The organism is Desulforhopalus singaporensis (assembly GCF_900104445.1).
GTDB lineage: Bacteria > Desulfobacterota > Desulfobulbia > Desulfobulbales > Desulfocapsaceae > Desulforhopalus_A > Desulforhopalus_A singaporensis.
In genome coordinates, this window is sequence record NZ_FNJI01000020.1 from 60123 (window position 1) to 85754 (window position 25632).

Annotated in this window: 19 protein-coding genes; 13 read left to right on the plus strand and 6 right to left on the minus strand. The window is 51.1% G+C overall.

The window, feature by feature from the left end:
* Nucleotides 1–2: 2 nt before the first annotated feature.
* Complete coding sequence (locus tag BLQ17_RS13940; RefSeq protein ID WP_092223874.1) at nucleotides 3–566, minus strand: flavin reductase family protein; 564 nt, start codon at nucleotides 564–566, stop codon at nucleotides 3–5.
* 565 nt (nucleotides 567–1131) lie between these two features.
* On the opposite strand from BLQ17_RS13940, the gene BLQ17_RS13945 reads away from it, so the two are divergent.
* The 6 genes from BLQ17_RS13945 to BLQ17_RS13970 all read left to right on the plus strand — a co-directional run bounded on the left by BLQ17_RS13945 (nucleotide 1132) and on the right by BLQ17_RS13970 (nucleotide 9850).
* On the plus strand, nucleotides 1132–2754 hold the full coding sequence (locus BLQ17_RS13945) for a high affinity choline transporter 1 (RefSeq protein ID WP_176761234.1): 1623 nt from the start codon (nucleotides 1132–1134) through the stop codon (nucleotides 2752–2754).
* A gap of 395 nt (nucleotides 2755–3149) precedes the next feature.
* Nucleotides 3150–3794 carry a TetR/AcrR family transcriptional regulator gene (locus BLQ17_RS13950; protein WP_092223878.1) on the plus strand — a complete coding sequence of 215 codons (645 nt, stop codon included), beginning with the start codon at nucleotides 3150–3152 and terminating at the stop codon, nucleotides 3792–3794.
* Nucleotides 3795–4095: 301 nt separating this feature from the next.
* Complete coding sequence (locus BLQ17_RS13955; protein WP_092223880.1) at nucleotides 4096–5526, plus strand: aminotransferase; 1431 nt, start codon at nucleotides 4096–4098, stop codon at nucleotides 5524–5526.
* Between the two features lie 229 nt (nucleotides 5527–5755).
* Entirely contained in the window at nucleotides 5756–6106 is a 351-nt protein-coding gene (locus tag BLQ17_RS13960; RefSeq protein WP_092223882.1) for a winged helix-turn-helix domain-containing protein, read from the plus strand.
* 223 nt (nucleotides 6107–6329) lie between these two features.
* Complete coding sequence (fdhF, locus tag BLQ17_RS23230) at nucleotides 6330–9017, plus strand: formate dehydrogenase subunit alpha (protein ID WP_245695145.1); 2688 nt, start codon at nucleotides 6330–6332, stop codon at nucleotides 9015–9017.
* Between the two features lie 197 nt (nucleotides 9018–9214).
* Nucleotides 9215–9850: a cytidylate kinase family protein gene (locus tag BLQ17_RS13970; protein WP_092223887.1), complete on the plus strand. Its 636-nt coding sequence runs from the start codon at nucleotides 9215–9217 to the stop codon at nucleotides 9848–9850.
* A 141-nt stretch (nucleotides 9851–9991) separates the two neighbouring features.
* Here BLQ17_RS13970 and BLQ17_RS13975 read toward each other — a convergent pair whose 3' ends face one another.
* The 3 genes from BLQ17_RS13975 to BLQ17_RS22660 all read right to left on the minus strand — a co-directional run bounded on the left by BLQ17_RS13975 (nucleotide 9992) and on the right by BLQ17_RS22660 (nucleotide 13138).
* Nucleotides 9992–11425, minus strand: a complete 1434-nt coding sequence (locus BLQ17_RS13975; RefSeq protein ID WP_092223888.1) for a sigma-54-dependent transcriptional regulator — start codon at nucleotides 11423–11425, stop codon at nucleotides 9992–9994.
* A gap of 4 nt (nucleotides 11426–11429) precedes the next feature.
* Nucleotides 11430–12893 (minus strand): ATP-binding protein, encoded by a 1464-nt coding sequence (locus tag BLQ17_RS13980; protein ID WP_176761235.1) that lies wholly within the window; start codon nucleotides 12891–12893, stop codon nucleotides 11430–11432.
* Nucleotides 12894–12991: 98 nt separating this feature from the next.
* Nucleotides 12992–13138 carry a hypothetical protein gene (locus BLQ17_RS22660; protein WP_176761236.1) on the minus strand — a complete coding sequence of 49 codons (147 nt, stop codon included), beginning with the start codon at nucleotides 13136–13138 and terminating at the stop codon, nucleotides 12992–12994.
* A 413-nt stretch (nucleotides 13139–13551) separates the two neighbouring features.
* Here BLQ17_RS22660 and BLQ17_RS13985 point away from each other — a divergent pair, with 413 nt between their 5' ends.
* The 3 genes from BLQ17_RS13985 (at nucleotide 13552) to BLQ17_RS13995 (ending at nucleotide 17363) form a co-directional block, all read left to right on the plus strand.
* Nucleotides 13552–14031: a universal stress protein gene (locus tag BLQ17_RS13985; protein ID WP_092223892.1), complete on the plus strand. Its 480-nt coding sequence runs from the start codon at nucleotides 13552–13554 to the stop codon at nucleotides 14029–14031.
* Nucleotides 14032–14046: 15 nt separating this feature from the next.
* Nucleotides 14047–14529 (plus strand): universal stress protein, encoded by a 483-nt coding sequence (locus tag BLQ17_RS13990; RefSeq protein WP_092223894.1) that lies wholly within the window; start codon nucleotides 14047–14049, stop codon nucleotides 14527–14529.
* 86 nt (nucleotides 14530–14615) lie between these two features.
* Nucleotides 14616–17363, plus strand: a complete 2748-nt coding sequence (locus BLQ17_RS13995; RefSeq protein WP_245695141.1) for a bifunctional acetate--CoA ligase family protein/GNAT family N-acetyltransferase — start codon at nucleotides 14616–14618, stop codon at nucleotides 17361–17363.
* Between the two features lie 17 nt (nucleotides 17364–17380).
* Here BLQ17_RS13995 and BLQ17_RS14000 read toward each other — a convergent pair whose 3' ends face one another.
* Entirely contained in the window at nucleotides 17381–17815 is a 435-nt protein-coding gene (locus BLQ17_RS14000; RefSeq protein WP_092223895.1) for a response regulator, read from the minus strand.
* A gap of 476 nt (nucleotides 17816–18291) precedes the next feature.
* Here BLQ17_RS14000 and BLQ17_RS14005 point away from each other — a divergent pair, with 476 nt between their 5' ends.
* The 4 genes from BLQ17_RS14005 to BLQ17_RS14020 all read left to right on the plus strand — a co-directional run bounded on the left by BLQ17_RS14005 (nucleotide 18292) and on the right by BLQ17_RS14020 (nucleotide 24179).
* Nucleotides 18292–18843 carry a (Fe-S)-binding protein gene (locus BLQ17_RS14005; RefSeq protein WP_245695142.1) on the plus strand — a complete coding sequence of 184 codons (552 nt, stop codon included), beginning with the start codon at nucleotides 18292–18294 and terminating at the stop codon, nucleotides 18841–18843.
* Nucleotides 18844–19173: 330 nt separating this feature from the next.
* Nucleotides 19174–22212 carry an HD domain-containing phosphohydrolase gene (locus BLQ17_RS14010; RefSeq protein ID WP_176761237.1) on the plus strand — a complete coding sequence of 1013 codons (3039 nt, stop codon included), beginning with the start codon at nucleotides 19174–19176 and terminating at the stop codon, nucleotides 22210–22212.
* A gap of 37 nt (nucleotides 22213–22249) precedes the next feature.
* Entirely contained in the window at nucleotides 22250–22657 is a 408-nt protein-coding gene (locus BLQ17_RS14015) for a bacteriohemerythrin (protein ID WP_092223901.1), read from the plus strand.
* Nucleotides 22658–22676: 19 nt separating this feature from the next.
* Nucleotides 22677–24179 carry an MFS transporter gene (locus BLQ17_RS14020; protein ID WP_092223903.1) on the plus strand — a complete coding sequence of 501 codons (1503 nt, stop codon included), beginning with the start codon at nucleotides 22677–22679 and terminating at the stop codon, nucleotides 24177–24179.
* 93 nt (nucleotides 24180–24272) lie between these two features.
* Here BLQ17_RS14020 and msrB read toward each other — a convergent pair whose 3' ends face one another.
* Nucleotides 24273–25376, minus strand: a complete 1104-nt coding sequence (msrB, locus tag BLQ17_RS14025; protein WP_245695144.1) for a peptide-methionine (R)-S-oxide reductase MsrB — start codon at nucleotides 25374–25376, stop codon at nucleotides 24273–24275.
* Between the last annotated feature and the right edge of the window lie 256 nt (nucleotides 25377–25632).

Consider the following 25632-nt stretch of genomic DNA (forward strand, 5'->3'; position numbering starts at 1 on the left):
GGTCATTTCCTGCCGATGGAGAAAGCTTTGCCTAGAAATGGACCGATCCCGTGATAGCCCTGGTGCGCCGGATCGTAAATAATCGGGTCTATTTTCATGATGTCGGGGCTGCCGTCATCTTTTAGCACCGACGTATCGCTCTTTGCGTCGATAATTTCTCCGACAAACAGGGTGTGCAACCCGATTTCCAGGGTGTGGAGCAGGGTGCACTCAAGTACGAAAACCACCTCGTCGGCGTAAGGAGCGTCAACCAGATCACTTTTTACCGGGGTAAAACCGGTTTCGGCAAACTTGTTTACCTTGCGGCCGGATACGGTACCGATGTAATCTGCCTCTTTCACCTGATGTTTTCCGGGAACACCGACGGTGAAGGCTTTACGTTTGACAATTGCGGAAAAGGAATAAGTGGCTTCACGCAGGGAAACAGCGAGGCAGGGCGGTTTTGAGCAGCAGATCCCTCCCCAGGCTGCGGTCATCAGGTTGGGTTTTTGTTCCTGGTCGTAACTTCCAATTAACAATACCGGGGTTGGAAAGAGCAGGCACTGCGGGCCGAGAGATTTCTTCATAATCGCCTCCTTTGTCGATGGTTTGGTTGGCTGCGCAAAAAAACGCTATATTAAGGTGTTAATGGCAATAGTTTCTAAGCTGCTTTGTTTTTTTGTTGTATCCTTGTTGCTGCTCTCTCAAGAAAAGTTTATGTTATCAATAAGGTACCCGTCAAGGGGTGGTGGGCCTGGTAATTAAGGTATTTTTAAATTGAATGAACGTACATTTAAAAACTTGACAAGGGTGATTTGATCATATAGGGTGATACATGTAAAATGTACGATCGTTCAAAAAGAGAAGCGTAAAACCCTTCTGCAGGAAGTAGGGGGCCCGGATCGGCAACGATTGCGGATTTACGCAACGGCAACAATAATTTTGAGTTTGTAAAAAAAGGAGGGCTATAATTTTTTCTGCGGCAGACCAACCACCTGGATCCAGTGTTCGTTTTGCACGTTTGCCGTCTGGGAAAGTTTTCTTGAACAGGAACGGATTGAGAGTTAACAATACAATATCAAAAAAGGGGTGTATCACATGGAAGGCGTTTACGAATATTCTCATTGGGTACTTTGGGGTTTGGTCGCATATATGTTGGGCATGCTGGCGCTTGGGTGGTATGCGTCCAAACGGATCAAAAGTTCAGAGGATTATATAGTCGCCGGTCGCGGTCTTGGTCTGTTTTTCTGTACCGGTACCATTTTTGCTACCTGGTTTGGGGCAGGAACCTGCATGGGTGGAGCGGGCAATGCTTATCTGTTCGGCAATCAAGGCGTGTTGTTCGATCCCTGGGCGGCGGGACTGAGTCTACTCGTTGTCGGTTTCGCGTTCGCCCGACTGCTCCGCCGGGGAAAATTCCTGACGGCCGTAGACATGCTTGATAAGAGATTCGGCAAAAAGATGGGCGCGATCTCGGCAATAGTCCTGTCTATTGCCGATACCGGATGGCTGGCATCCCTGCTTGTCGCCTTCGGGGCTATCCTCCACTATTTCACGGGAGTATCTCTTAACACCGCCATCGTTGTTTCCACCCTGGTGGTAATGGTCTACACATATATGGGCGGTATGTGGGCGGTAAGCCTGACGGACGCGGTGCAGATGGTTATCCTGATCATAAGCCTTATTATTATGCTGATTATGGTCTGGCCGGAGGCCGGTGGCTTTGCAAGTTTCTTCTCCAATGAGCCGGCAAACTTCTATGGAATCAACCAGTGGTCTTTTCTTCCGATTTCACAGGCGGCTCAACACCCCGAGTATCAAAACGCCGGTTTCTTTTACTATGTCGGTCACAAAGCATGGTTCTACTGGGCAGCTGCGTGGCTTTCCCTGGGACTCGGGTCGCTTCCGTTTCAGACTCTTGTTCAGCGTTTTCTTGCCGCAAAATCAGAAACCGTTGCCGTCAGGTCGGGATATCTGTCCGCCCTGTTGTATGTCAGCATAGGTTTGATTCCTATTTTCCTTGGAATGATCTATTTCCGGGTGAATCCGGATCTGAGCATTAATAGCGCCCTCAATAACATCCTGCTGTACATGGCGGTCGATCATCTGCCTCTTGCTGTAACCATTATCTTTATCATTGCCCTCGTAGCCGCCATCATGAGCTCGGCAGATAGCGTGATACTTGGTGTTTCAACGCTTTGCTGCAATAATGTCTGGCGTTATTTCCGGCCCGAACTCACGGATAAAGATCTCCTTAAGGGGACCAAACGCATGGTTCCCGTAGTTGCGCTGGTCGCTCTTTTGATGGCTCTTTTTGCCAAGGCAATCTTTAACCTGATGATTGTCGTCAGTATTCTCGGCATGGTCTCCATTGCAATACCTTTTGTTGCTGCCTGGTTCTGGAAAAAAGCCAACCACTATGGGGCAATAGCGTCCGCTATCGGAGGATTGGTCGGCTGGGCCGCCGGATATTTCTATTACCTGCCGTTCACCATGGAAGCCAACACCGGTGTTATTGTCGAAGGTCAAGTCTATTTTGAATGGGCGATGTGGGACGCGGTTTATATTGGCTCCATATGGGGCGTGATCCTGTCAATTATCGCCCTCGTCGCCGTCTCCCTGCTGACCCAGAAGATAGATGCTCCCAAACCCCTGGTGGATGCGGACAACAAACCGCTGACGGTGGAAAACTGGATTGGCATCCCCTGGAATAATTCTGACAAAAAAGAGGATGTTCCGGACGGGGAACTGGAGTCGGCAGATATCGCAGTGTAACGGCTGCTCCTTGTGAAAAATTAAAAACGGCTGTTGTCAAGGGCAACAGCCAGACCCGGTAATTCAGGGTGACTGGAACTTGGCTCCGTCTCTTCTTTGGTTGAATTTAAACTGGTACAACGCGTGTAAACGGACCCTGGCCCGGTTGCTCTGGATTATCTTTTCCCCGCCTCTTTACTGATTTTCCCTTCGTTCTCTCGTTGCTCCCATAATTCCGACAATCCTCTGATTTGAATCGCAACTGTCTGCAAGTGAGTCCATAACCTGGAAGGGGAGAACCGGAGTTGCAATAATTTGCAATTCCGTTTATATTCGGCAAGTTGTACCCCGGTCAGGGGCAGAAAGGCGCGACGCGCAGGCCGCCTTGTAAAATTATATTCAAATCAGCAGGTACTATGACACTGTCCACAACAAAACCGAAAGGCCGCGAAGCAATCAAGGCCTGGCACAGACAGAAGATTATCGAGGCAACTGTTGAGGTTGTTTCTGTTTATGGTATCGCGGAAACCACGGTAAGCAGAGTTGTTGAACATGCCAAAGTTTCGCGGGGACTTGTCAATGTCCACTTCAAGACCAAGAAGAGGCTGTTGCTTGAGACAGCTATTTATATGTCTGATCTCTATACAAAAGCCAGCGAAGAGGCCTTGCGCAGGGGCGGTGATGACCCGGTGAAGAAAATGAGAAATCTCGTTGTTTCCGATTTTTCAGAGGAAATTCTCAATGAGAGGAGTGTCGGTTTCTGGCTGACACTGCGCTCACAGGTCCGTTCCATGCCTGAGCTTATCCCCATGGTCGAAACGAGGGATGCAAGATATATTGAGTATATTCGCAATCCTCTGTCAAAAATCAATGAAGAAGGCGGTTATAATGTAAGATTGAAGATGGTGGTGGATGGCATAATGGCTATGGTGGAAGGAATGTGGGTAGATTATTACATTCACTACGAAACTTTTGATCGCCGGAAAGCCGTTGAGACCGTTTTCCTGTTCCTGTCGAGTTTTTTCCCTGATCATTTCAGTGTTTCACCTGAGGAGAAATAAACCGCGTTGTCACCTCCACAGCTGAAGGGCTGGAAAAGTTTTCCTGCTTTTTGGTTTTGGATCAAATCACTGTGATTTGTTGTAATTTCAAGTAATAACTAGTCGCCTTGAACGAAATTAAACCGTTGCCCAGGTTCGTTCGTTGTTTAATTTGAATGAACGTACATATAAATATATTGACAGTGGCGGTGGGGGTCTGTACAGTTAAGTATGATTTGAACGATCGTACAAAATTAGCAGTGTGCAGATTTCGTGGCGTAATGCTGTGAAGATCAAGGAGTTCCATTACGGGGGGCTAATAATGAATAAAATCTTAGAGAGTTCAGGCAGCGTGATTGACAGACAGAGTACCGAGAATTTAAGGAACAAGGATAACCAGCACTACCTGCACCCTTGGGAAGATATCGGCAGTTTCGGCGAAAATCAGAGAACGGTGGCGGTGGGAGGGAAAGGAATCTATCTTTACGATTCTGAAGGAAACAGGTTGATAGACGGACCTGGAGGCATGTGGTGTACCCAGATTGGGTACGGTAGAAAGGAGATGGCTGAGGTCATTGCCCGCCAGATAATGCGTACGCCATATTATTCACCGTTTAACCTGACCAATGATGTCTCGGCCGTTTTGGCGGAAAAGCTGGCGCAGATGACGCCCGGCGATCTCAATACGGTGTTTTTTACCACCGGCGGTTCAACCGCGGTCGATTCCGCTCTACGTTTTGTCTCCTTCTATAACAACTGCAAGGGGCGGCCGGAAAAGAAAAAAATAATTTCAAGACAGGATGCGTACCACGGAAGCACTTATCTTTCAGCTTCTGCTTCAGGTAAGACCAGGGATAAGAATTTCCAGGACACCGCCGCGGATATTATCAGTTTTATCGGCTCGCCCAATCCGTTTCGCAGGCCCGTTGGCATGTCTGAAGAGGAGTTCAGGGATGCAAAGGTGAAAGAACTCGAAGATAGAATCCTGGAGCTGGGGCCGGCAAATGTTGCTGCATTCATTGCTGAGCCGATTCTTGCCTCCGGCGGGGTTGTTATCCCTCCGGCAGGGTATCACAAGATGTGTCTTGATATCTGCCGCAAGTATGACGTTCTTTATATCTCAGACGAAGTTGTAACCGGGTTCGGGCGACTTGGCCATTGGTTCGCCTCTGAAAAGGTGTTTGACATAGTGCCGGATATCATAACTTGCGCCAAAGGCATGACGTCGGGGTACCAGCCTCTTGGAGCCTGTATAGTGTCCGACAACCTGATTGCCGAGATCTCCGGAAATACGGGTAAAGGGACCATTTTCTCCAACGGGTACACCTACTCCGGCCATCCTGTCGCCTGTGCCGCCGCTCTTAAGAACATCGAGATCATGGAACAGGAAAAAATTCTCGAGCATGTCCGGGAAACTGAGCCTTATTTCCTGCAAAAAGTAAAGGAGCTCGAAGATATCCCGATAGTGGGAAATGTTCGGGGCCAGGGGCTGATGGCCTGCGTTGAATGTTTATTGGACCCGGACAAACAAAGCTCGCTTGCGCTCGATTACGAGATGGGGGGAAGGATCGATAAGAAATGCCAGGCCATGGGGCTGATTGTTCGTCCGATCATTAATATGAATGTCATGTCCCCGCCGTTAATCATCACCAGGGAGCAGATCGACGAGATGGTGCAGATTCTCCGCAGGGGAATAGAGCAGACTATGGACCAGCTCGTCAAGGACGGTCTGTGGGAGATGCCTGTTCATTAATATTTAGCTCCGCGTCACAACGGTTCAGCACTGGTCATCGACACCATGGATGAATTTTGCCGGATTCCGGGGCAGAGGTAAAACATGAAACTGGTTGCCGGTCCTCAATACCCGCTTGCCCGGACGGTGGGACCGGCTTTTCTTGCCAGGGGGCGTTGCATGCGTTATCATGCTGCAGAGAGGCAACAACTAACTAGTTTATATCTCTTTAAAAGAGGTGCATTCTGCAATGCGTGTAAGAACCAAGACCTGGATAGAAAATGAGAGCGGCGAGCTTCTTTTCGGCAAGGGGAAGACCGAGATCCTCGAGCTGATAGAAGAAGAAGGCTCTATTGCCGGTGCGGCCGAACGCATGGTCCTGAACTACAAAAAAGCCTGGAACCATATCAAAACGCTCCAGGGTAATTTCTCCGAAGATCTGGTTATTGTGCAAAAGGGTGTTAAGGGAGGTACTTTTCTTACCCCTGAAGCGAAGGACCTGATAAAGAAATACCGCAGACTGCAAAAAGATATAGAAACGTATGCAAACAGACGGTTTCAAGAGCTTTTTCCTTCCGATTCCGATTCCCTCCATCGCTGACCCTTACAGAGATTTTTCCAGAGAATAACCAAAAATTACTTTAAATCCGGGCACCTATAAATATGCATTGTTTGCATATTTATAGGTTGTGGGGTAGAGTAACCGGCGATTCGAATATCCATCTCCCGTACGTGGAATTTCCTCCCAGGGAGCACGTTTTCTTAATTGTAGTATCATCATCCTATATCGTTCGGAGAATCTACCTATGGAACCGAAACAAGCAATGACGGTGAACGGTCGCCTGATAGCCTTTGAGCCGGGAAAAACTATCCTGGAAGTCTGTCAGCAAAACGGCATTCCCATCCCGATTCTTTGTCATGACAAGCGACTGAAACCTTATGGCGGCTGCAGACTCTGTCTGGTGGAGGTTGACGGTGCGCCCCGGCCGCTCTCCTCCTGCACTACGCCGGCAACTGACCAGATGAAAGTGACAACCGAGAGTCCGCGTCTCTTCAGGCTGCGCAAGACCGCCATTGAGCTTTTGCTTTCCAATCACCCCCAGGACTGCATGTGCTGTGAAGCCACGGGCGATTGTACCCTGCAGGAGCTCGCTTACCAGTATGGTGCCGATCTCGACCGGTTTGGCGGAGAGCAATGGGATCTGCCGCTTCGTGAGGACAATCCCTTTATAAGTTTTGAGCCGAATAAGTGCGTGGTGTGCGGCAGATGCGTACGGATCTGCAATGAAGTGGTTATGGCGGGCACCATCGACCTCACCGGACGCGGGTTTACCGTGATGCCGGACACCGCGTTTTCCAAGCCGAGAAGCCTTCAGAACTGCGAGTTCTGCGGACAGTGTGTCTCCGCATGTCCGACGGGAGCGCTCTCGGGCCGCAAAAGCCGGGGGATGGGGCGGCGAGCCGAGATCGAACGGGTGCGCACTACCTGCACCTATTGCGGTACCGGGTGCAATTTGTTCCTCAAGGTCAAGGACAACAAGGTGGTGGGAGTCGATTCCGACTTCGATGCTCCGGTGAATCACGGTAATCTCTGCATCAAGGGACGGTACGGCTATGACTTTATCCATCATGGGGATCGGATAACCACGCCTCTTATTCGTGAAAAAGATGGGTTGCGGGAAGCATCGTGGGATGAAGCTCTTGACCTTGTCGCTTCGCGTTTTAAACAACTGATAAAGGAATACGGGGCCGATGCGGTCGGCGGATTTTCCTCCTCCCGCTGTACCAATGAAGAAAATTTTCTCCTGGCAAAATGGGTGAGAACGGCGGTCGGCTCCAACAATGTCGATAACTGTGCCCGGGTCTGACACGCCCCCACCGTGGCCGGTCTGGCCACAAGTCTCGGAGCAGGTGCTGCAACAAATTCTCTGGCCCAGATGCCGGAAATAGATACCCTTTTTCTTTTTGGTTCCAACCCGACGGAGGCTCACCCCATTATCGGGTTCTACCTGAAAAAAGCTTTACAGAACGGGGCAAAACTGATCGTCGGCGATCCCAGGAAGACCTGGATGGCAAAAAGAGCCGATGTCTGGCTCAATGTCAGGCCGGGCCAGAATATTGCCCTGCTCAACTCGATCATTCATGTAATCTTGAAAAATGGCTGGGAGAACCGCAAGTTTATTGAAGAGCGGTGTGAAAACTTTTCCGAGCTCAAAGAAAAAGTCCAGGAATACGATCCTGTTTCGGTTGAGCGGATCACCGGAGTTGCGGCTTCCCAAATAGAGGAGGCGGCCTACCTCTATGCGCACGCTGAAAAGGCGATGATTGTCTACGGACTTGGCGTCACCGAGCATATTTCCGGTACTGAAAACGCCATGGCTATCGCCAATCTTGCCCTTGTCTGCGGACAAATAGGCAGGCCGTCCACCGGCATTATGGCGCTACGGGGACAGAACAACGTGCAGGGGGCGTCGGATCTTGGCCCAGCCCCAACTATTTTACCCGGCTATCAACAGCTGAGCGACAACGATGTTCGCGCCAAATTTGCAAAGGCCTGGAACGTGGAGATACCAAAAGAGCCTGGACTCAAGTCGGTTGAAATGCTCGATGCATGCGTCGAGGGACGTTTTAAGGGAATTTTTATCCTGGGAGAGGATCCGGCCCAGACCGATCCTGACCTGAACCATGTCTGCAAGGCCCTGGAAAAGGTCGATTTCCTGGTGGTTCAGGATATCTTTCATACCGAAACAACCCGCTTTGCCGATGTCATCCTGCCGGGGGCGAGTTTTGCCGAAAAAGACGGTACCTTTACCAACGGCGAGCGGCGGATACAGCGGGTTCGCAAGGCGGTGGAGCCTCTTGCCGGAATGGCCGAATGGGAGGTGGTAAGCCTTCTGGCAACCAGGATGGGATACCCGATGTCATACTCCGGTCCTTCGGAAATCATGGATGAAATCGCCTCCTTGGTGCCGATTTACGGGGGAGTCAGCTACGACCGGCTCAAAAGCGGCGGACTCCAGTGGCCCTGTCCCGACAAGGATCACCCCGGTACCTCGACCCTGTACACCGATCTTTTCTCCCGGCCAAACGGCAAAGCCTGGTTTAACGGCCTGGATCAACATCAGCCGGGGGAGACGGCCGACCAGGAGTATCCCTTTACTCTTATTACCGGACGCAGAAGAGAGCACTACAATAACGGATCCCAGACCAGGCGATGCCAGGGTATCGACCGGATTGTAGCAGCAGAGAAGGTCGAGATAAACCCAGAGGACGCAGAAAGGCTTGGGATTATCAGTGGCAATCTGCTGAGGGTTTCCTCAAGGAGGGGAGAGGTCCGGGTTAAAGCCAGGGTGACGGACAGATCTCAGCCGGGATGTCTGTTTATGACTTTTCATCACCAGAGCTGTCTGACCAATCTGTTGACCTCAGAACACCGGGATCCCATAACCGGAACACCTGAGTACAAGGTATCGGCGGTGCGTATAGAGCCGGTTGTTGACAAGGTGAAATAAACTTGATTTATCCCCTGGCCGAAACAGTTCAGGCTGGTAACAAACGTGTTTCGGCCACCCCGGGCAGGACAAGTCCGGGTTCTCCGCTTCTTATCGGTCACCAAGTTCCCGGGTAAAAAACGCGGTTGAATATGGCATGTAGATTGCTACATATCCCCTGCCGGAGTCTGACGCTGACTTAACATTACGGAGGGGGTATGTGGTCAATCGCGATTTTTCCCTGTTCATTTACCGGTGGGGCGACGCTCGTTGGTGAACTGGTCAATTCTCTTCAGCTACCCGTATACTCGGATGCCCTGCTTTTCGAGGAGGTTTCGGAACAGTTCGGCATCCCTGTAGAGAAGCAGAAAAAAGTGATACTGGGCAGGAGGCCGCCGCTGCGCAGATACATGCTCAGGAAACAGCAATATATCAACTGCCTCAGGTGCACCCTGGACGCAACACTGGATTCTTCCCGCGGCAGGCTCCATTACGGTTTCCATACATCTCTGTTCGATATAACGAACCGGAGGGTGCTGCGGGTACTGGTGTGCGATGATTGGGAAGACCGAGTGAAAAGAGCTGTCCTGCAGGAAGGAATTGGGGAAGCGGCGGCCAGGGAGATGGTTGCAGACAACGATCAACAGGCTTCCGAGTGGACCCACTTTCTCTTCGGCAAACCCCCATATGATACAACGCTGCATGATATTGTTATTAGGGTGGACAACCGCAGCCTGCTCAGCCTTGTTTCCTGTATAGCCGCCTGTTTCAATGAGTTCAGGGCTTCTGAAGAAATTTTGCGTCCTGATACCATTTCACCTGTCGTTGGGCCTTTTCAGGCGCAGCAGATGTAACGTGCGGCGGTGTGGCTCTGGTTGACATGTTGGCTAGGCGGCGCTTGTACAGGCGTCCAATCAAGGCTGCTGTCCTCCCGAATGGAGCAGGGTCAGGACCATGTCTCTGGTGAAATATGAACCCCTGCTGCGCCAATCACGCTAGCAGGGGTCGTCTGATTTCGTATCGAGCGCAAATTTGCATATTTTGGCGTGCAGAGTAGGTCTTGATATTCCAAGTAATTTTGCGGCACGGGACCTGTTGCCGCCGGAGATGGCAAGAGCCTCCTTGACAAGAAGCGCGGCGACACGGTCAAGGCAATAATCGAACGCTCTCTCCTGCTCAGTTGAATGCAGGATTCTCCTGATCCAGGGCAGGATGTCATCGGCTTCGGCGGCGGATTGCTGCCGCCCGCCGGGCTGGGCTGTGTGGTTGCTGTAGAGATTGATGTCCTCCGGCTGAATGGGTGCTCCCCTGTTGAAGATAAGAGCTTTTTTGAGCGAATTGGACAGCTCGCGTATGTTGCCCGGCCAGTCATACCGCTTGAGCTTGTTCAGCGACTCATCGGTAATGCCCGGGTTGTCAAGAGACATTTCCGCGGAAAGCCTGGTCAGCAGGTAAATGGCTATGATATCTATATCTTCCCGGCGCTCCCTGAGCGGAGGCAGGGTGAGGGTGACGACTCTCAGGCGATAGTAGAGATCTTCCCGGAAGGTTCCTTCCGCAACGGCTGTTTCGAGGTTGCGGTTGGTGGCCGCTATTATCCTGACATCGACGTCGATCGGCTCTTTCCCTCCCAGTCTCTCTATGTTGTTCTCCTGCAGCAATCGCAGGAACTTGGACTGAATGGACAACGGCATATCGCCAATTTCGTCAAGGAAAATAGTACCACCTCTGGCCTGTTCTATTTTGCCAACCCGCCGGTGCACGGCTCCGGTGAAGGACCCTTTCTCATAACCGAAAAGTTCGCTCTCCAGGAGTGTTTCGGGAATCGCGACACAGTTGATTACCACAAAAGGCTTGTCGGCCCGGCTGGAGTGGTTATAGATGGCTCGAGATACGAGTTCCTTGCCGGTACCGGATTCACCTCGTATCAGGACGGTCGCATCGGTTGCGGAAACCCTGCCGATGGCTTTATACAACTCCAGCATGCTGCTGCAGTTGCCTATCAGTGCTTCCCTGTCCGAGAACCTGTTCCCGTCCGGGTTGACATCGACAGGGGAAGACATGCACCGTCCCGCCACCATGGCTTTTTCAATAACTGCCAGCATTTCCGGTACGTCAAAAGGTTTGTAGATATAATCGAACGCCCCCTTGTTGATGGCGCCGATGGCAGTTTCGGTGGTGCTGTAGGCGGTAATGATGATTACCGGGAGTTTGGGGAACAGGCTGTGGATTTCGTCAAATACCTCAAGCCCTCCCATGTCCGGCAGACGTATATCGAGAATCACGAGATCCGGCCTGCTTTTCTTGACCGACTCTATCCCCTCGCGGCCGGTGAACGCATTGCGGGGGGTATATCCTTCCTGGGAAAGAATCTTGGCAAAACTCAATCCAAGCTGCTGATCATCGTCGATAATAAGTAGACTGTTCATGTGATTAACCTCTTGTCGGCAGCAGGATGGTGCATTCCGCTCCCTGGCCCTGCTGTGATGTAACAATAAATCTGCCGTTATGTTCCTGCGCGATTCTGTCAACTATACTCAGGCCAAGCCCCGAACCGGCTTCCTTGGTGGTATAGAAGGGGGTTATGATCTTGTCGAGGATTTCTTTGGGAATTCCGGGGCCATCATCCTTTATGGCAACGGCCAGGACTTCCCCGGCCTGCGGGTCCTGTTGCAGTCGCTCGGTAATGACGATTTTACCTCCGTTTTCCATTGCCTCACAGGAGTTGATAATGATATTGACCAGTGCTTCCTTGATCCTGTCGTTGTCGACCTTTACCGTTGGCAGGTCGTCCTGTGGGATGTAATGGAGGGTGACCTTGTATGATTTCAGCCTGTATTCCAGAAGAATGAGTACCGACCTGATAATATCACTGATGTTGCACTGTTTAAGGACCAGTTTCGGCGGTCTGGAAAATTCCAGGAAATTTTCCAGAATCCGGTCAATCCTGGTAATTTCATCGGAGATCACCTGCAGGTCGTCATTTTGCGTGTCATTGAGCTTAAAGGAGCGGTCCAGGGAAAACATCCTCATTTTTATCGAGGTGAACGGGTTCCTGATGGTATGCGCCACCCCTGCAGCAAGCTCTCCCACCATCGCCATTTTTTCGGCCTGCAGGAGGTTTCTCCTGCTTCTGGCCAGCTCTTCACTGGTTTCACCAAGATCCTTCATGATATCCTTGAATGAGTGGGCCAGGGAGTTGACTTCGTCCCTGGAGCTTTCCTGGGGCGATCTGCCGGTCTCAATGGCAAGGCCCCTGATGGGTGCCAGAATGTGGTGGTAGAGAAATGCCAGAAAAATCACCGAGATCACGCCAAACAGGGCAATAGTGGTGAAGGCTACCACCCTCAGTTTCTGCGAAAAAGTATTGCTGGTTTGCTGGGTGCGCAGGATCACCTGCCACTGGTCTTCGCTGAACGTCCTGCATAATTGGAGGATTTCAAAAAATGCTCTTCTCTGTATTTCATGGAGGCTGGAAACCGTGCCGTCGCTGTGCTGCTTCCGATAGCTTTGGATCACCGCATCTTTTTTCTTGCTGTAGGCGTTGTATTTTTGCGTAATTGTTTCGAGGTTCCTTCTTTGTTCGGGGGTAAGTTTCAGCTGTTGGGCCTGGGTGATTGTCCGGTTGAATGCTTGACGATATTCGGTAAGCAGCTTGAGCCATTTCTCGTCTTTGTCAACTGTGAAATAGGTCACGAACCCTTTCTGGTTTGCAAGGCTGAAGGCGATATCCTGAAGGGTTTTGTAGAGTACCAACTCATTTTTAACCATCATTTTCATCATGGTGTCGATCCGGTACGTATACCAGAACATGCATCCCCCGCTGAGCAACACCACAAGAGCCAGCGCTCCGAAGCTGCAACCTATTTTCGCCCTGAGGCTGAGAGCGTTCAGCATGCGCATTCTCCTTTTCCAGATATTAATGCGGTAGGTAGATCTAAATTTTACTCTATCGCTCGTAGAGCTGTTATGGCTGCTCCCGCCTGTCGCCACATTCATGTCTTTTTATAGCTGATGTCAAGATGCAAGTGCTTTTTAAGGCGCCCGATGGCTTCTTCGTTGCGGCGGGCGCGCCGCCAGGCTGCACCTTGAGCTTCCTGCATAATTTTTGAGCACATTTCATGCCATACGTCAAATTTCATTTTATTGCCCGCTGATATTGTCTTTCAAGGTTTCCGCTCCTGTCGCCAATGATGTTGGCAGGAAAAATAACAGTGACAGTGTCAGCTTTTTTTACAGAATAGAAAAGGTTTTTTCAGTGGAAAAAATAATCCCGGTTGATCGACGAGACAGTAACCCGGTGTGAAAATCCGTCTGTCCGAATAACCCGACGCTGTGCGGTCGCGCAGAAGTGGCGCAACGTGGCGGGTTGTTCGCTGGAACGATATTTGCTGTTACCTTTATAGAAAAGCTTATGGACGACAGCGGCTGCGCATAAAGATATTCTGTTTAAGAGGATGACGTAATGCCAACACTTATCAAAACGTTTTGCAGGCAAGCGAAAAACATGCTGGTTGATCAGTTCACTTACCTATTTATGGATTAGAGGTGGAAAATGGAAAACATTAAAAAGGTCATGGCTTGTGTGGATTTGTCCGATTACTCAAAGATGACCATTGAGTATGCGTTGGCAATTGTAAAGGGTTTGGATGTTGAGGTGCTGCTTTTAAACGTTATTAACAGCAGAGATATCGAGGCGGCCAAGATAGCCATACCATATCTGCCGGAAAACCTGACCATCGAAAGTTACATTGAAAAAGCGAGGACCAAGCGGATTAAGGCGATCAAGAACTTGATAAATGACCATTTCCCCAATACCGGAATCAAGATGGTGGTACTTGTCCGGGCGGGAGTCCCTTATCAGGAGATACTGAAGACGGTTGAAAAAGAGAAAGTGGATGTCGTGGTTCTCGGCAACAAGGGAAAGAGTAACCTGGTGGGTACTCTGCATGGATCCAACGGGGAAAAGGTTTTCAGACATTCTCCGGTTCCTGTTCTCAGCGTCAGGGATAGAAAAAAATTCGGCCGGAGATAATTGGGAGGAACGATAATGGGAACTATAACGCGTGTGGCGGTTACTGTGAATTTTGCCGATTACAGTGCGGAGCTTATGGAATACGGCGGAAAAATAGCCGAACGGAACTCGGCAGAACTTCTGGCAGTAAATGTAATTGACAAACGGAAGATCGAACATCTCAGAGCTGTATGCCAGGATGAAGAACTGAAATTCCTTACCATGGGAACTTCATTTTCGGTGGATAACTATATCGAAGATGAGGCAAAAGACCGCATGAAGCGGATTGAAGATCTTTTTCGCAAGGTGGTTCCGGCAAGGGTCGGTACCAGGGCGATTATCCGCATCGGGATTCCCTTTGAGCAGGTTCTCAAAGTGGTGGATGAGGAAAAAGTCGATCTGGTTGTTATAAACTCGAGGGGAAGAAGCAGCTTTCAGGATTATATGTACGGGACCACGGCGGAAAAAATATTCAGGCACTGTCCTGTTCCGGTGCTCAGCCTGAATCTGGTAAAATAGTAGGGAACGGGTGTGTGGTGTGTCGTTTGCCTGATACCGCTGAAAGCAGGCAGGGAGCCGTCTTGCCGGGGAACAGGTGAACGTATGTGAGCAAAAGAGATCCGGATAACTGGAGGGAGGTCATGGGACAATTCAATCTCAATCGGTTGCTCGATCCGCAGGAAATAGCTGTAATAGGCGGCAGTAACAGCGCAGGGACCGTCGGCAATATAGTAATGAAAAATCTCGTGGACAACGGCTTTACCAAATCAATATTCCCGGTGAATCCAAAATATAAAGAAGTGCTTGGAATTCCATCGAAAAGATCGGTTTCTGAGCTTGATGAGGGAATTGACCTGGCAATCATAGCGACGCCTATCCGTACGGTTCCGGGTATTATCCGGGAATGTATCGACAGGAAGATGGGCGGAGCCGTGGTCCTGTCGGCCGGGGGAAGAGAAGCCGGGGAGAGCGGCAGGCTTGTGGAACAGGAAATCCACGTCCTGATCGAAAACTCGGGATTTCGCATCGTGGGTCCGAACTGCCTCGGTATAATACAGACCCGTGGCCGGCTCAATGCTACCTTTGTTTCCGGAATGCCCGCCACTGGCAGCATGGCTCTGGTGTCCCAGAGCGGCGCCATCTGCTCCTCCATCCTTGACCTGGCCTTTAAGGAGCAGATCGGGTTCAGTCACTTCATCAGTATTGGGTCGATGCTCGATGTGGATTTCGGCGATATGATCGATTATCTGGGAAACGATCCCGCGGTCAAAAGCATTCTGCTCTATATCGAAAATTTGAAGAATTTCCGGAAATTTATGAGTGCGGCGCGGTCGGTGTCGAGGGTGAAACCCATTATCGTGTTAAAAGCAGGGAAATCCACCGCCGGTGCCAAGGCTGCGGCTTCCCACACGGGGGCGATGGCCGGAGAAGATGCGGTCTATGACGCTGCGTTCAAAAGGGCAGGGCTTGTCCGGGTGGACACTATCGAGGAACTCTTCGATTGTGCCGAACTTATGGCCAAACAGCCGCGTCCCAAGGGACCCCGGTTGGGCATAATCACCAATGGCGGAGGACCGGGGGTGATGGCGGCGGATTTCCTCTCCAGCCATGGGTACGAGCCGGTACCCCTTGACCCCCGGACCGTGGCGGAACTCGATGAGGTCCTGCCGGTCTGCTGGAGCCGAAGCAACCCTATCGACATCCTCGGCGATGCGACCTTTGACCGGCTTCGCCAGACCCTGGAAGTGTGCCTTGCCAGCCGCAATTTTGACGGGATGCTGGTCATCTTCGTGCCTCAGGCCATGACGGACCCTGTACGTGGTGCCAAAGCGCTTGTGGAAACGATAAAACGCCACCGATACCCTGTTTTCGCGTGCTGGATGGGTGGAAAAAGCGTTGCCGAGGCGATTGATCTCCTCAACAATGCTGCCATCCCGACTTTCGATACTCCGGAAAGAGCGGTGCGGGCGTTCCTTTATATGGTTACGTTCACCAGGAACCAGGAGATGTTGCTGGAAGTGCCGCGGAAGGTGAGCCGGGATATAGTATACGAACAGCAGAAGGCAGAAGAGGTCTTCGCCAGGTATAGCGGGGAAACCTTTGTGTCCGAAGCGGACGTCCATGAAATTCTAAAAGCTTATAACCTGCCGATTGTCCGGACGGAGATCGCAACCAGCGAGGATGACGCGGTGCGGTTGAGCAGGAGTGTGGGTTATCCTGTGGTTATCAAGCTTCTTTCACCTGATATTACCCACAAAACCGATGCCGGAGGAGTGCAGCTGGATTTACGGTCCGACCAGGATGTCCGAACGGCCTACCGGTGTATCATGGCAGCTGCGGTGCAGTTCAGAGAAGATGCCAGAATCGATGGCGTTTCGGTGCAGCCGTTTCTCGCCAAGCCGGATTTTGAGATACTTCTGGGTGCAAAAAGGGATCCCGATTTCGGGCCCGTCATCCTTTTCGGAATGGGCGGCATTTTTACCGAAGTTCTCAGGGACCGGGCCCTTGCCCTGGTCCCCATGAACAGGTTGCTTGCCAGGCGTCTGATGCAGGAGACCAAGGCCTTCCGGTTGCTGCAGGGATACCGGAATCGTCCGCCGGCTGATTTTGAGAAACTTGAAGAGATGATTGTCTGTTTGTCTCAACTGCTTGTCGATTTTCCGCAAATTTCCGAGCTGGATATGAATCCGGTAATAATCAAAGACACCAGACCGGTAGCGGTCGATGCGCGCATGCTGGTCTTAGAGGGAGCAGTCAGTTCCCCAATGCACCTGGTCATCAGTCCTTACCCCGGTGAGGAGATATCCCGGATGGTTGATGAAGAAGGGACGGAACTGGTTATACGGCCAGTCAGGCCGGAAGATGCACCGCTTTTTTCCGAGCTCTTCAAGGTCTTGTCGCCAACAACCATCTACCACAGGTTCTTTGGTGTCATGACAAAACTGCCTCCTGAACTGTTATCGCGCTTTACCCAGATTGATTACGATCGCGAAATTGCGCTGGCAGCCATAGACGAAGCGCCGGAGCATGAGAGAATGCTCGGGGGGGCGAGAATTGTCGGTGAGGCGGATGGAAAAGAGGGAGAGATCGCGGTTCTGGTGGGCGATCCGTGGCAGGGCAAGGGGATTGGTGCCGGCCTTATGCGCCGTTGTCTCGATATTGCTGAAAAACGCGGGTTCAAACATATAACGGGTACTGTCCTGAAAGAAAACAGACACATGATAGCCCTTGCCAGGAAAATGGGGTTCAAGATCGACAGCGGCGACGATTGCCAGGAGTATACAATCCAGATCAGCCTGAACGGGGGGGGCGGTCCGGCTAGAAAGCCGGCATCGCCTGCGGTCGACAGCTAGGGTGAACTCTGTTTTTATTACAGAGACGTTCTTTTGTGCACATTGGTAAACCTGCGTGAGTGCGAGTCGGCTGGGAATGCAGCGGTGGGCCTTCCGCGCAGATGCACCGCCAGGCGGTGAATCAGGTCATGGGCTGAAAACGGTTTTGCAAGATACTCATCGACTCCGATCCTGTCTGCCAGTTTTTCAACCCGGTTTTTGGGGCAGCCGGTTATCATGAACACGATTGTCTGCTCACAAGTGGTCCTGGCAAATTTCGCAACTTCCATCCCGGTCGTTTTAGCCATCTGCAGATCAGTAATAACGACATCGAATCTTTCATTCTGCAGTCGGGCAATGGCTTCCTCACCGGTTTGGACGGCCGATACAAGATAGTCGTGATTTTCAAGAACTGTTGTCAGCAGTGTCCGGTTACATTCCTCGTCATCGACAACCAAGATAGAGGCAACCATACCGTTCTCCTTTTGTCTGAAGCTTCCTGGGCAACCAATTGTGTTTGACAGAGTAACTTTGCTTATGCATAAAACGTTCCAGCACCCCCTTCGTGAAGATGTCACCAAACCGCGAACTCCAGGCCGATGCCTCCACCGTTGCCACAGCCTGTTGCATGGTCAAAGATCAGGTCAGCCGTTGGTGAAAGACGTTGCCTTCAGCAAGCGACCAGGCGGTACTGGCAAGACACAGGGGAATGTCAACGGTGTTTACATTGTGTTAAATATGCTGACACACCAGATGCAAAAAATAACATTTGGCGGTGTCGGCTCCCCGGGGATGGGAGTTCGGGGACAATGGTGGATACTTGTTGCAACTCGCTCTAATATTGTGAGAAAATGCATGTGGGTTGCGCACACCTTACCAGGTGTGGAAAGTTCATGGTATTTGTGCAATGCGCTGCAGTTTGGGTATTGACTCCCCAGAAGAAAATATAATGTACAGGCGCTACAACAAGGAGCACGCTATGCTGCTGACCGGCTACAGAGTTGAGATCTTCAAATCAAAATGCGACGCAAAGGCAACCGGAGTCCACTGTTTCGCGCATCTGAACAACGATATCAGCGAGGTGCTGCCCTATTTGAACAGTGTCCTGGGGGGACATGTGTATACTGCCGATCCCCCATCGCTTATGATAAAAAACTACGGGAAACTGATCACCCTTCATGCCCGCAAGATAGCGGTAAACGCGTTGCGGGATGCAGAAGAGGCTGAGAAGATCATTGCATGGCTGCAGCGTGAAATCAATGAAACCTGGCAGAGACGGGACGAAATAGAGCCGACATGTGAAAGTGAGAGCCGGCCGCTGTTTCTGGAAGTTTTCAAGCTGTTGCCGAAAACGAATTGCCGGGAATGCGGTGAGAAAACCTGCACGGTTTTTGCGTTCCGCGCAGTTGAGGGAAGCGTCGATCAGGATGATTGTCCCGCCCTTGATGGAGTAAAGAGAAAAACGCTCAAGAACTATCTATCCCGGTTCCGGTTTGACTGAATTTTTTATTTTTACCGTAAAATTACATGGTTGATTGCTCGCCGGCCTGGTCTTGGAAAATGCTTTAAAATTCAATATCCCTGGTCTTTTTTTTGCTCCCGTTACGTCATCGCCTGACATCTCGCTCTGGTTCTGGAGGGGAGATTGCGTTTGTGCACCCTTGAAAAGAATGCTACAGTGGTCATACTTTTTCCAAAAATACCAATTGATAACCGATAGATAGAAAGGGCTTTTGGGGTCCGCATGGTGCGCTGGCAATTCCGCCCAGCAAAATTTACAAGCAAAGACCACAAGGAATTGTTGTGGGTAAATTATACATGGAGAGCAGCAGTGCATTGGGTTAAAAAACTTAAAGTATCGCTGACGACGATTATCGCTTTTACCGTTATACTGACCGCAACAGTTATTACGGTTTCCGTTCTCGCCATAATGAACCATGAGACCAAGGCCACGGCGGTGAATGCTGCGAAAATAATTTTCCAGGAAATAACCAGCAGGACCGTTGAGCGGATAAACGTTTTTCTCGCCAGGTTGTCCACCCTTGCAAGCACCGCCTCACAGACTTTATCGGCTCACGGGCGTCTGATAACTGCTGACGGCCTCGATATCAACGTTGGCAGCATGCGGGTTATGCTTGATGATCAGCCCGAACTTGTCTCCGTTTTCATCGGTTACGATAACGGCGAATTCAGCTATCTCGAGGCCGTACGGGGAAATCAAGCGGTGATGAAGAGGTATCTGGCACCGGCCGGTACCGCATATGCCAGCTGGCTGATCCAGGTCGATGATGCCGGGAAGCGTAGCCAGGTCCTGAATTTTCTTGATAAAGATCTCACGATTATCGCCAGCCGCGAACAGAATAAAATCGTCTATGATCCCAGGAAAAGACCATGGTATATCGAGGCTAAACGTACGGGACAAACCGAGTTTATTTCGCCTTACATGATTACCGAATCAAATCTGCCCGGCATGACCTGCGCGCAGGTTCTTGCCAGTGGAAAAGGGGTTTTTGGTGCCGACATAACCCTTACCAAGATCAGTTCTATGCTCAAGCGTCAGAATGTTGTCTCCAACGGCAAGATCTGGGTAATGGATTCCCATGCAAGGATCGTTGCCTACCCCGGTCTTTCCTGGAAAGAGACGCCGGACAACGATGTCCGTCTTCAGGATGCGACGGATTTTGCCGACCCGCTGGTACAGGCGGTGGCCGGACAGATGGGTCAGCTCATGGCACAGTCTGCAACTGCACCCTCTATCCTTGACGTTGCGGGGGCTGATTACATCGTCAGCGGCGAGTCCATATTGATGCAGTATGGGCTCGACCTGGTTGTTGTTGTAACCATCCCCCTCCATGAACTTACCGGGCATATAGGGAAGATGGCGTGGCGGATAGTTTATTGCACGATGATAGCCGTCGGTGTGGCACTATGCATCTCCTTGTTTCTGGTGCGAAATACCTCGAAGTCGATCGGACGGCTGGTTCAGGAAACAGAGAAGATACAAAATTTTGATTTTTCCCTTTCCGGGCCCCCGTCAACCTGCGTCAAGGAAATCCTGGCCGTTAACGATGCCTACAACTCCATGAAGGGAGCCATACAGTCGAAGGCGGCACACCTGTTGAAAACCCAGGAACAGCTTGAACTCCTGGTCCGGGGAGGACTGGCGCTGTCCACCGAGAAAAAATCGGATAAACTGGTAATGCTTATCCTGCAGATCGCCAGGCAACTGGTCGATGCCGACGGTGGAGTGGTGTATCTTCTGGACAATGAAGAACTTGGAGTGGAACTTTTGTCTCTTGGTTCTGAAAATATCGTGCTGGGCGGGTTATCAAAGGACCCTGCGCCGCGGATCATGGTCAATCCCTCTATTGCTTCTTTTCTCAGCAGGGACTCTGTGTTGTGTTCCGCCTGCGAAGCGTTTAACGGCCAAAAAACAGTAACTGTCAAAAACAAAAAACTTACCCTTTTTCCCACGGGGCTTGAAAATGAACCGACACACTATTCCATCAACTCCCTGATTACCGTACCCATCGTCACCCAGCGGGACGAGGTTTTGGGCGTTATCCAGATTTTCAACCCCAACGGGGGGCGGGTCGACGCCTCTTTTGACGAAAATGTTGCCCATAGCGAAAATTTTATCAGCGCCCTCGCGTCCCAGGCGGCGGTGACTCTTGATAATCGGAATCTGGTTTTTTCTCTGCAGGAGTTGTTCGATGCCCTGGTCCGGGTCGTCGCCTCAGCCATCGATGCAAAATCCCCTTACACCGGTGCCCACTGCCTAAGGGTGCCGGAGCTGGCTGAGGATCTGGCCCAGGCGGTTCATGACACCAGCGAAGGGCCGTTGCAGGATTTTTGTCTGCACAATGAAGACGAATGGCGGCAGCTCAGGCTTGCCGCCTGGCTGCATGACTGTGGTAAAGTATCCACTCCGGAGTACGTCGTCGATAAAGCCACCAAGCTGGAAACCGTCTATGACCGCATCCATGAAATACGCATGCGCTTTGAAGTGTTACACCGGGACGCGCTGGTCGATTATTATAAGAAAGCAACAGAGGGCGGTGATAAAGATGAACTTGGTGCGGAGTTAAATGAGAAGCTTGAAGCATTGCAGCGGGAGTTTGCCTTTGTCGCCGGCTGCAATGTCGGCGGCGAATTCCTGGAGGAGGAACACCGGCACCGGCTTCGGGAGATCGGAAAGCGCACCTGGCTGCGGCATTTCAGCGACAGCATCGGTATCTCCGCTGGAGAGTTTTGCCGCAAGAGTTATAAATCCGGGGAAGCGTTGCCGGTTGTCGAGCCGCTTTTTTCGGATAAGCCCGAGCATATTGTCATTCGTACAAACAATCAGGAAGAATTTTTTAATGCCGAAAATATAGCGATAAAGATTCCTGAAAATGAGTATAACCTCGGTGAATTCTACAACTTGTCAATTTCCCGCGGAACCCTTAACCCCGAAGAGCGGTTTAAGATAATGGAACATGTCATCACAGGGCTGAACATGCTCAGGCAAATACCCTTCCCAAAAGCCATGAAAAGGGTGGTTGAGATAGCGGTCGACCATCATGAAACCCTGGATGGTAGCGGGTACCCGTTCCAGAAAAAGAAAAGCAACCTTTCGGTTGAGTCGAGAATTCTGACCGTGGTCGACATCTTCGAGGCGTTGACCGCCTCGGACAGACCGTACAAGAAAGCGAAAACGTTGTCTGAAGTTCTGCAGATCATGAAGGGGATGTGCCAACAGGAAAAAATAGACGCCGACATTGTCAGGGTCTTCCTGCAAAGCGGAATTGTGGAAAAACATGCCAATAAGTATCTGCAGCCTTCACAACTCGATGTTGATGATATTGTCAGCTATTTTGACGGGATCTGACAGATGCCGGTAACAAGAAAGACAGGAGGGCCAGTCCATGCCCATGATTGAATGGAATGATGAATTATCTATCTGCATTGCTGAAATAGACCAACAGCACCAGAAGTGGCTTACCATGGTCAATGAATTTTATGACTCGATGACAAATGGATCTTCTGACGAAATTATGTTAAAGATTATTGGCAGAATGCGTCTGTTTGCGGAAAGACACTTCGGCATGGAAGAGGAGCTTATGCAACGGCATCAAGCCTCCTTTGTGGAAGAGCATGCAAAGGAACATCAGGCTTTTCTCGATAAATTTGTGCAGGTGGAAATCGATTATCGGGCAAAAAAGAAGTCAGTGACCTTGGATGTACTCAATTTTTTAAACAACTGGCTGCTGACACACATCAACGATACCGACAAGAAAATGGGACAGTTTCTTGTAAGTAAGGGACTATCGTAAGTTTTGGCACCATATCACAATGCGGGAAACGACTTCGCAAAACAGATCGTTTATCATTGTCGCCGCACTGCTGGCACTTTTTCTGGGTGCCCTTGATGCCTTGATCGTCAGCGCGGCGATGCCTTCCGTTGTTGCCGACCTCGGTGGCCTGAGTCTGTACAGCTGGGTATATTCCGCCTATTTTCTCGCCCGCGCGGTGTCTCTGCCGGTATTGGGCAAACTGGCCGACCGGTACTGTGCCAGGACGCTCTTCCTGTTTTCCATAACTGTTTTTATGCTCGCCTCATTTGTTGCCGGCGCCGCTCCGTCCATGGCGGTTCTGATCGGTGCCAGGGTTTTTCAAGGGGTAGGAGCGGGTGGCATATTTTCCCTTGTATATATCGTGTTATCCAGTGTTTCGTCCGGCGGCGAGCGCGGCAAGACCCTGTCGCTTGCCAGTTCCGTCTGGGGCATATCGTCGATCATCGGTCCAACCTTGGGTGGCTTTATCGTCACGTATGTTTCCTGGAGGTGGATTTTCTTTCTCAACGTACCGCTTGGACTGGCATCTCTGGTAATAATCAGGCGATGTATGCAGCCCCGGACCGGCGGTGGCAAAAAGGTGCACCTCGACATTGCCGGTATCACCTGTCTTTCCGGGTTCATTCTCTGCTTCCTCACCATTTTTATTGTTGGCGGCCATAATTATCCATGGTTTTCCAGTGAAATAACCGGTCTTGGCGCGATGTCGTTGATCTTCGCCGTATTCTTCATTGTTGCGGAAAAACGGGCTGTGGACCCGGTACTCGACCTGGGCTTCTTCGCCCGCCCGGTGTTTGCTCTTGGCAACTGTGCGGTATTCTGCGCCAGCTTTGCAATTTTTGCACTTTTTGCCTACGTGCCGATATTTATCGAAGGAGCCCTGGCTAAAACCCCCATGGAGGTGGGAGTCACCATGCTCGCCCTGAGCCTTGGGTGGTCGGCGGGCTCTCTTCTGCTCGGGCGATTTGTCGACGGCACCGGCAGCGGGCATGCAGCGGTACTTGGCGGGCTGATACTGGCTGGCAGCACCGCGGCGCTGCTCTGGTTAACTCCCCAGACTTCTCTGACCGTCTGTTTTGTTGTTTTTATCCTGGCCGGGTTCGGCATGGGGTTTGTCACTTTGTCCACCCTGCTGCTGGTGCAGGCGGATCTTTCCCGCACCAACCTAGGCGTGGCCACTTCCTTTCACCAGTTCTCCCGCACCCTGGGCGGAACGATCGGCGTGGGCATCTGCGGGGGAGTGGTGACCACTGAGCTGCTGCAAAACCTGCAGGCGTCTTCCACCATGATTCCGGTGGCCATTGTGGAACTGCTTGACAAGAGCCTTGAGAATCTTTTCCGCCAGGAGTTCAGGCAGATACTCGACCAGCAGAGCGAGGCCTTGATAGCGCTGGCGGTATCGGATGCCATGCTGCCGGTTTTTCGGATCATTGTCGCGGTGAGTCTGCTCTGTTTTGTCTGTACACTGTTGCTGCGCAGCAGGGTACCGGCAAGCAAATAAGGTGGTATTGATAAAAATGACGGTCGGCCGCTTCCTCCCCACGGCGAGACAGACGAAATGCCGGCATGGAACCAAGCATCAACGGTTAACGGGCTAGAAAAGGTCAGCAAACTCACCATAACCTTCTTTGGTAAGCATTTGTGCAGGGATAAACCGAAGCGCCGCCGAGTTTATGCAGTATCGCAGTCCGGTTGGCGCCGGTCCGTCATGAAACAGGTGGCCGAGGTGGGAATTCGCCCTGCTGCTGCGGACCTCGGTACGGGGCATAAACAGTTTGCGATCTTTTTGCTCGATAATGTTCTCTTTTACCAGGGGGCGGGAAAAACTTGGCCAGCCGGTGCCCGAATCATATTTGTCACGGGAGCTGAACAGCGGTTCTCCTGAGACGATATCGACATAGATGCCATCTTTTTTATTGTTCCAGTATTCGTTGTCAAAGGGCGGTTCGGTGGCTTCTTCCTGGGTAACCCGGTATTGCAGGGGAGTAAGTCGTTGCCTTAATTCTTCTCTTGTCACTCCGGCCTCCTGCTGTTGGCCGCTGAGATCGACGTTGATCCCATCCCAGGTGCGGTGCAAAAAGTCGTCACGGCCCGAACGTGCGCGGTAGAATCGATAGCGAAGGGGGTTGTTCCTGTAGAAGTCCTGGTGATAGGACTCCGCCGGCCAGAACCTTGGGGCGTCGATAATAGGCGTGAGTACCGGTTTGTTAAAAATCTTGCTTTTTATAAGCTGTTTTCTGGATGCTTCGGCCAGTTGCCGCTGTCTGTTGTCGTACACGAAGATGACCGAAATGTATTCATTGCCCCGGTCGACAAACTGACCGCCCCCATCGGTGGGGTCGATCTGGTGCCAGAAAACATCCAGCAGTCTGCCGTAGGTGACCCTGTCCGGGTCGTAGGTGACCTGCACGACTTCGGTATGGCCTCCCCGTCCGTAATTTTTGTATGTCGGGTCAGGGGTCGTCCCTCCGGCATACCCGGAGACCACCGAAAGAACCCCGTTCAGTGCTTCAAACGGTTTTTCCATACACCAGAAACAACCTCCTCCAAAAAGGGCATGTTCAAACTCCGTCCCAGTATCCTCGTTATGTTTTTCTGTCGCCAGTCCCGGGCGATCACTGCCGCCCACCGGAAACAGACCGGTCAGTATCGCAAGGGTCATAATCGGTAAAATCGATTTCGTCACTTTTTTCCACATATTGCCTCCTGTTGCGGTTTTCGCACATGTTAAAGGAAACTGCAGGAAGACAACGATCCTGCACCGGTGAATACCAGAGCAGTTACCGGGTGCATCCGTTACACTGTGGTGCAAGGGCTGTAGCGGCTTGCTGCTGTACATTGAGATCACCGCAGATAATTTTTTACTCTGCGGTAATCACTGTGTTGTCACCCACCAACCATAACCAGCGGAGGTAAAGGGATGATAAAGTAAATGTAAAGATTGGTTAAAGAGT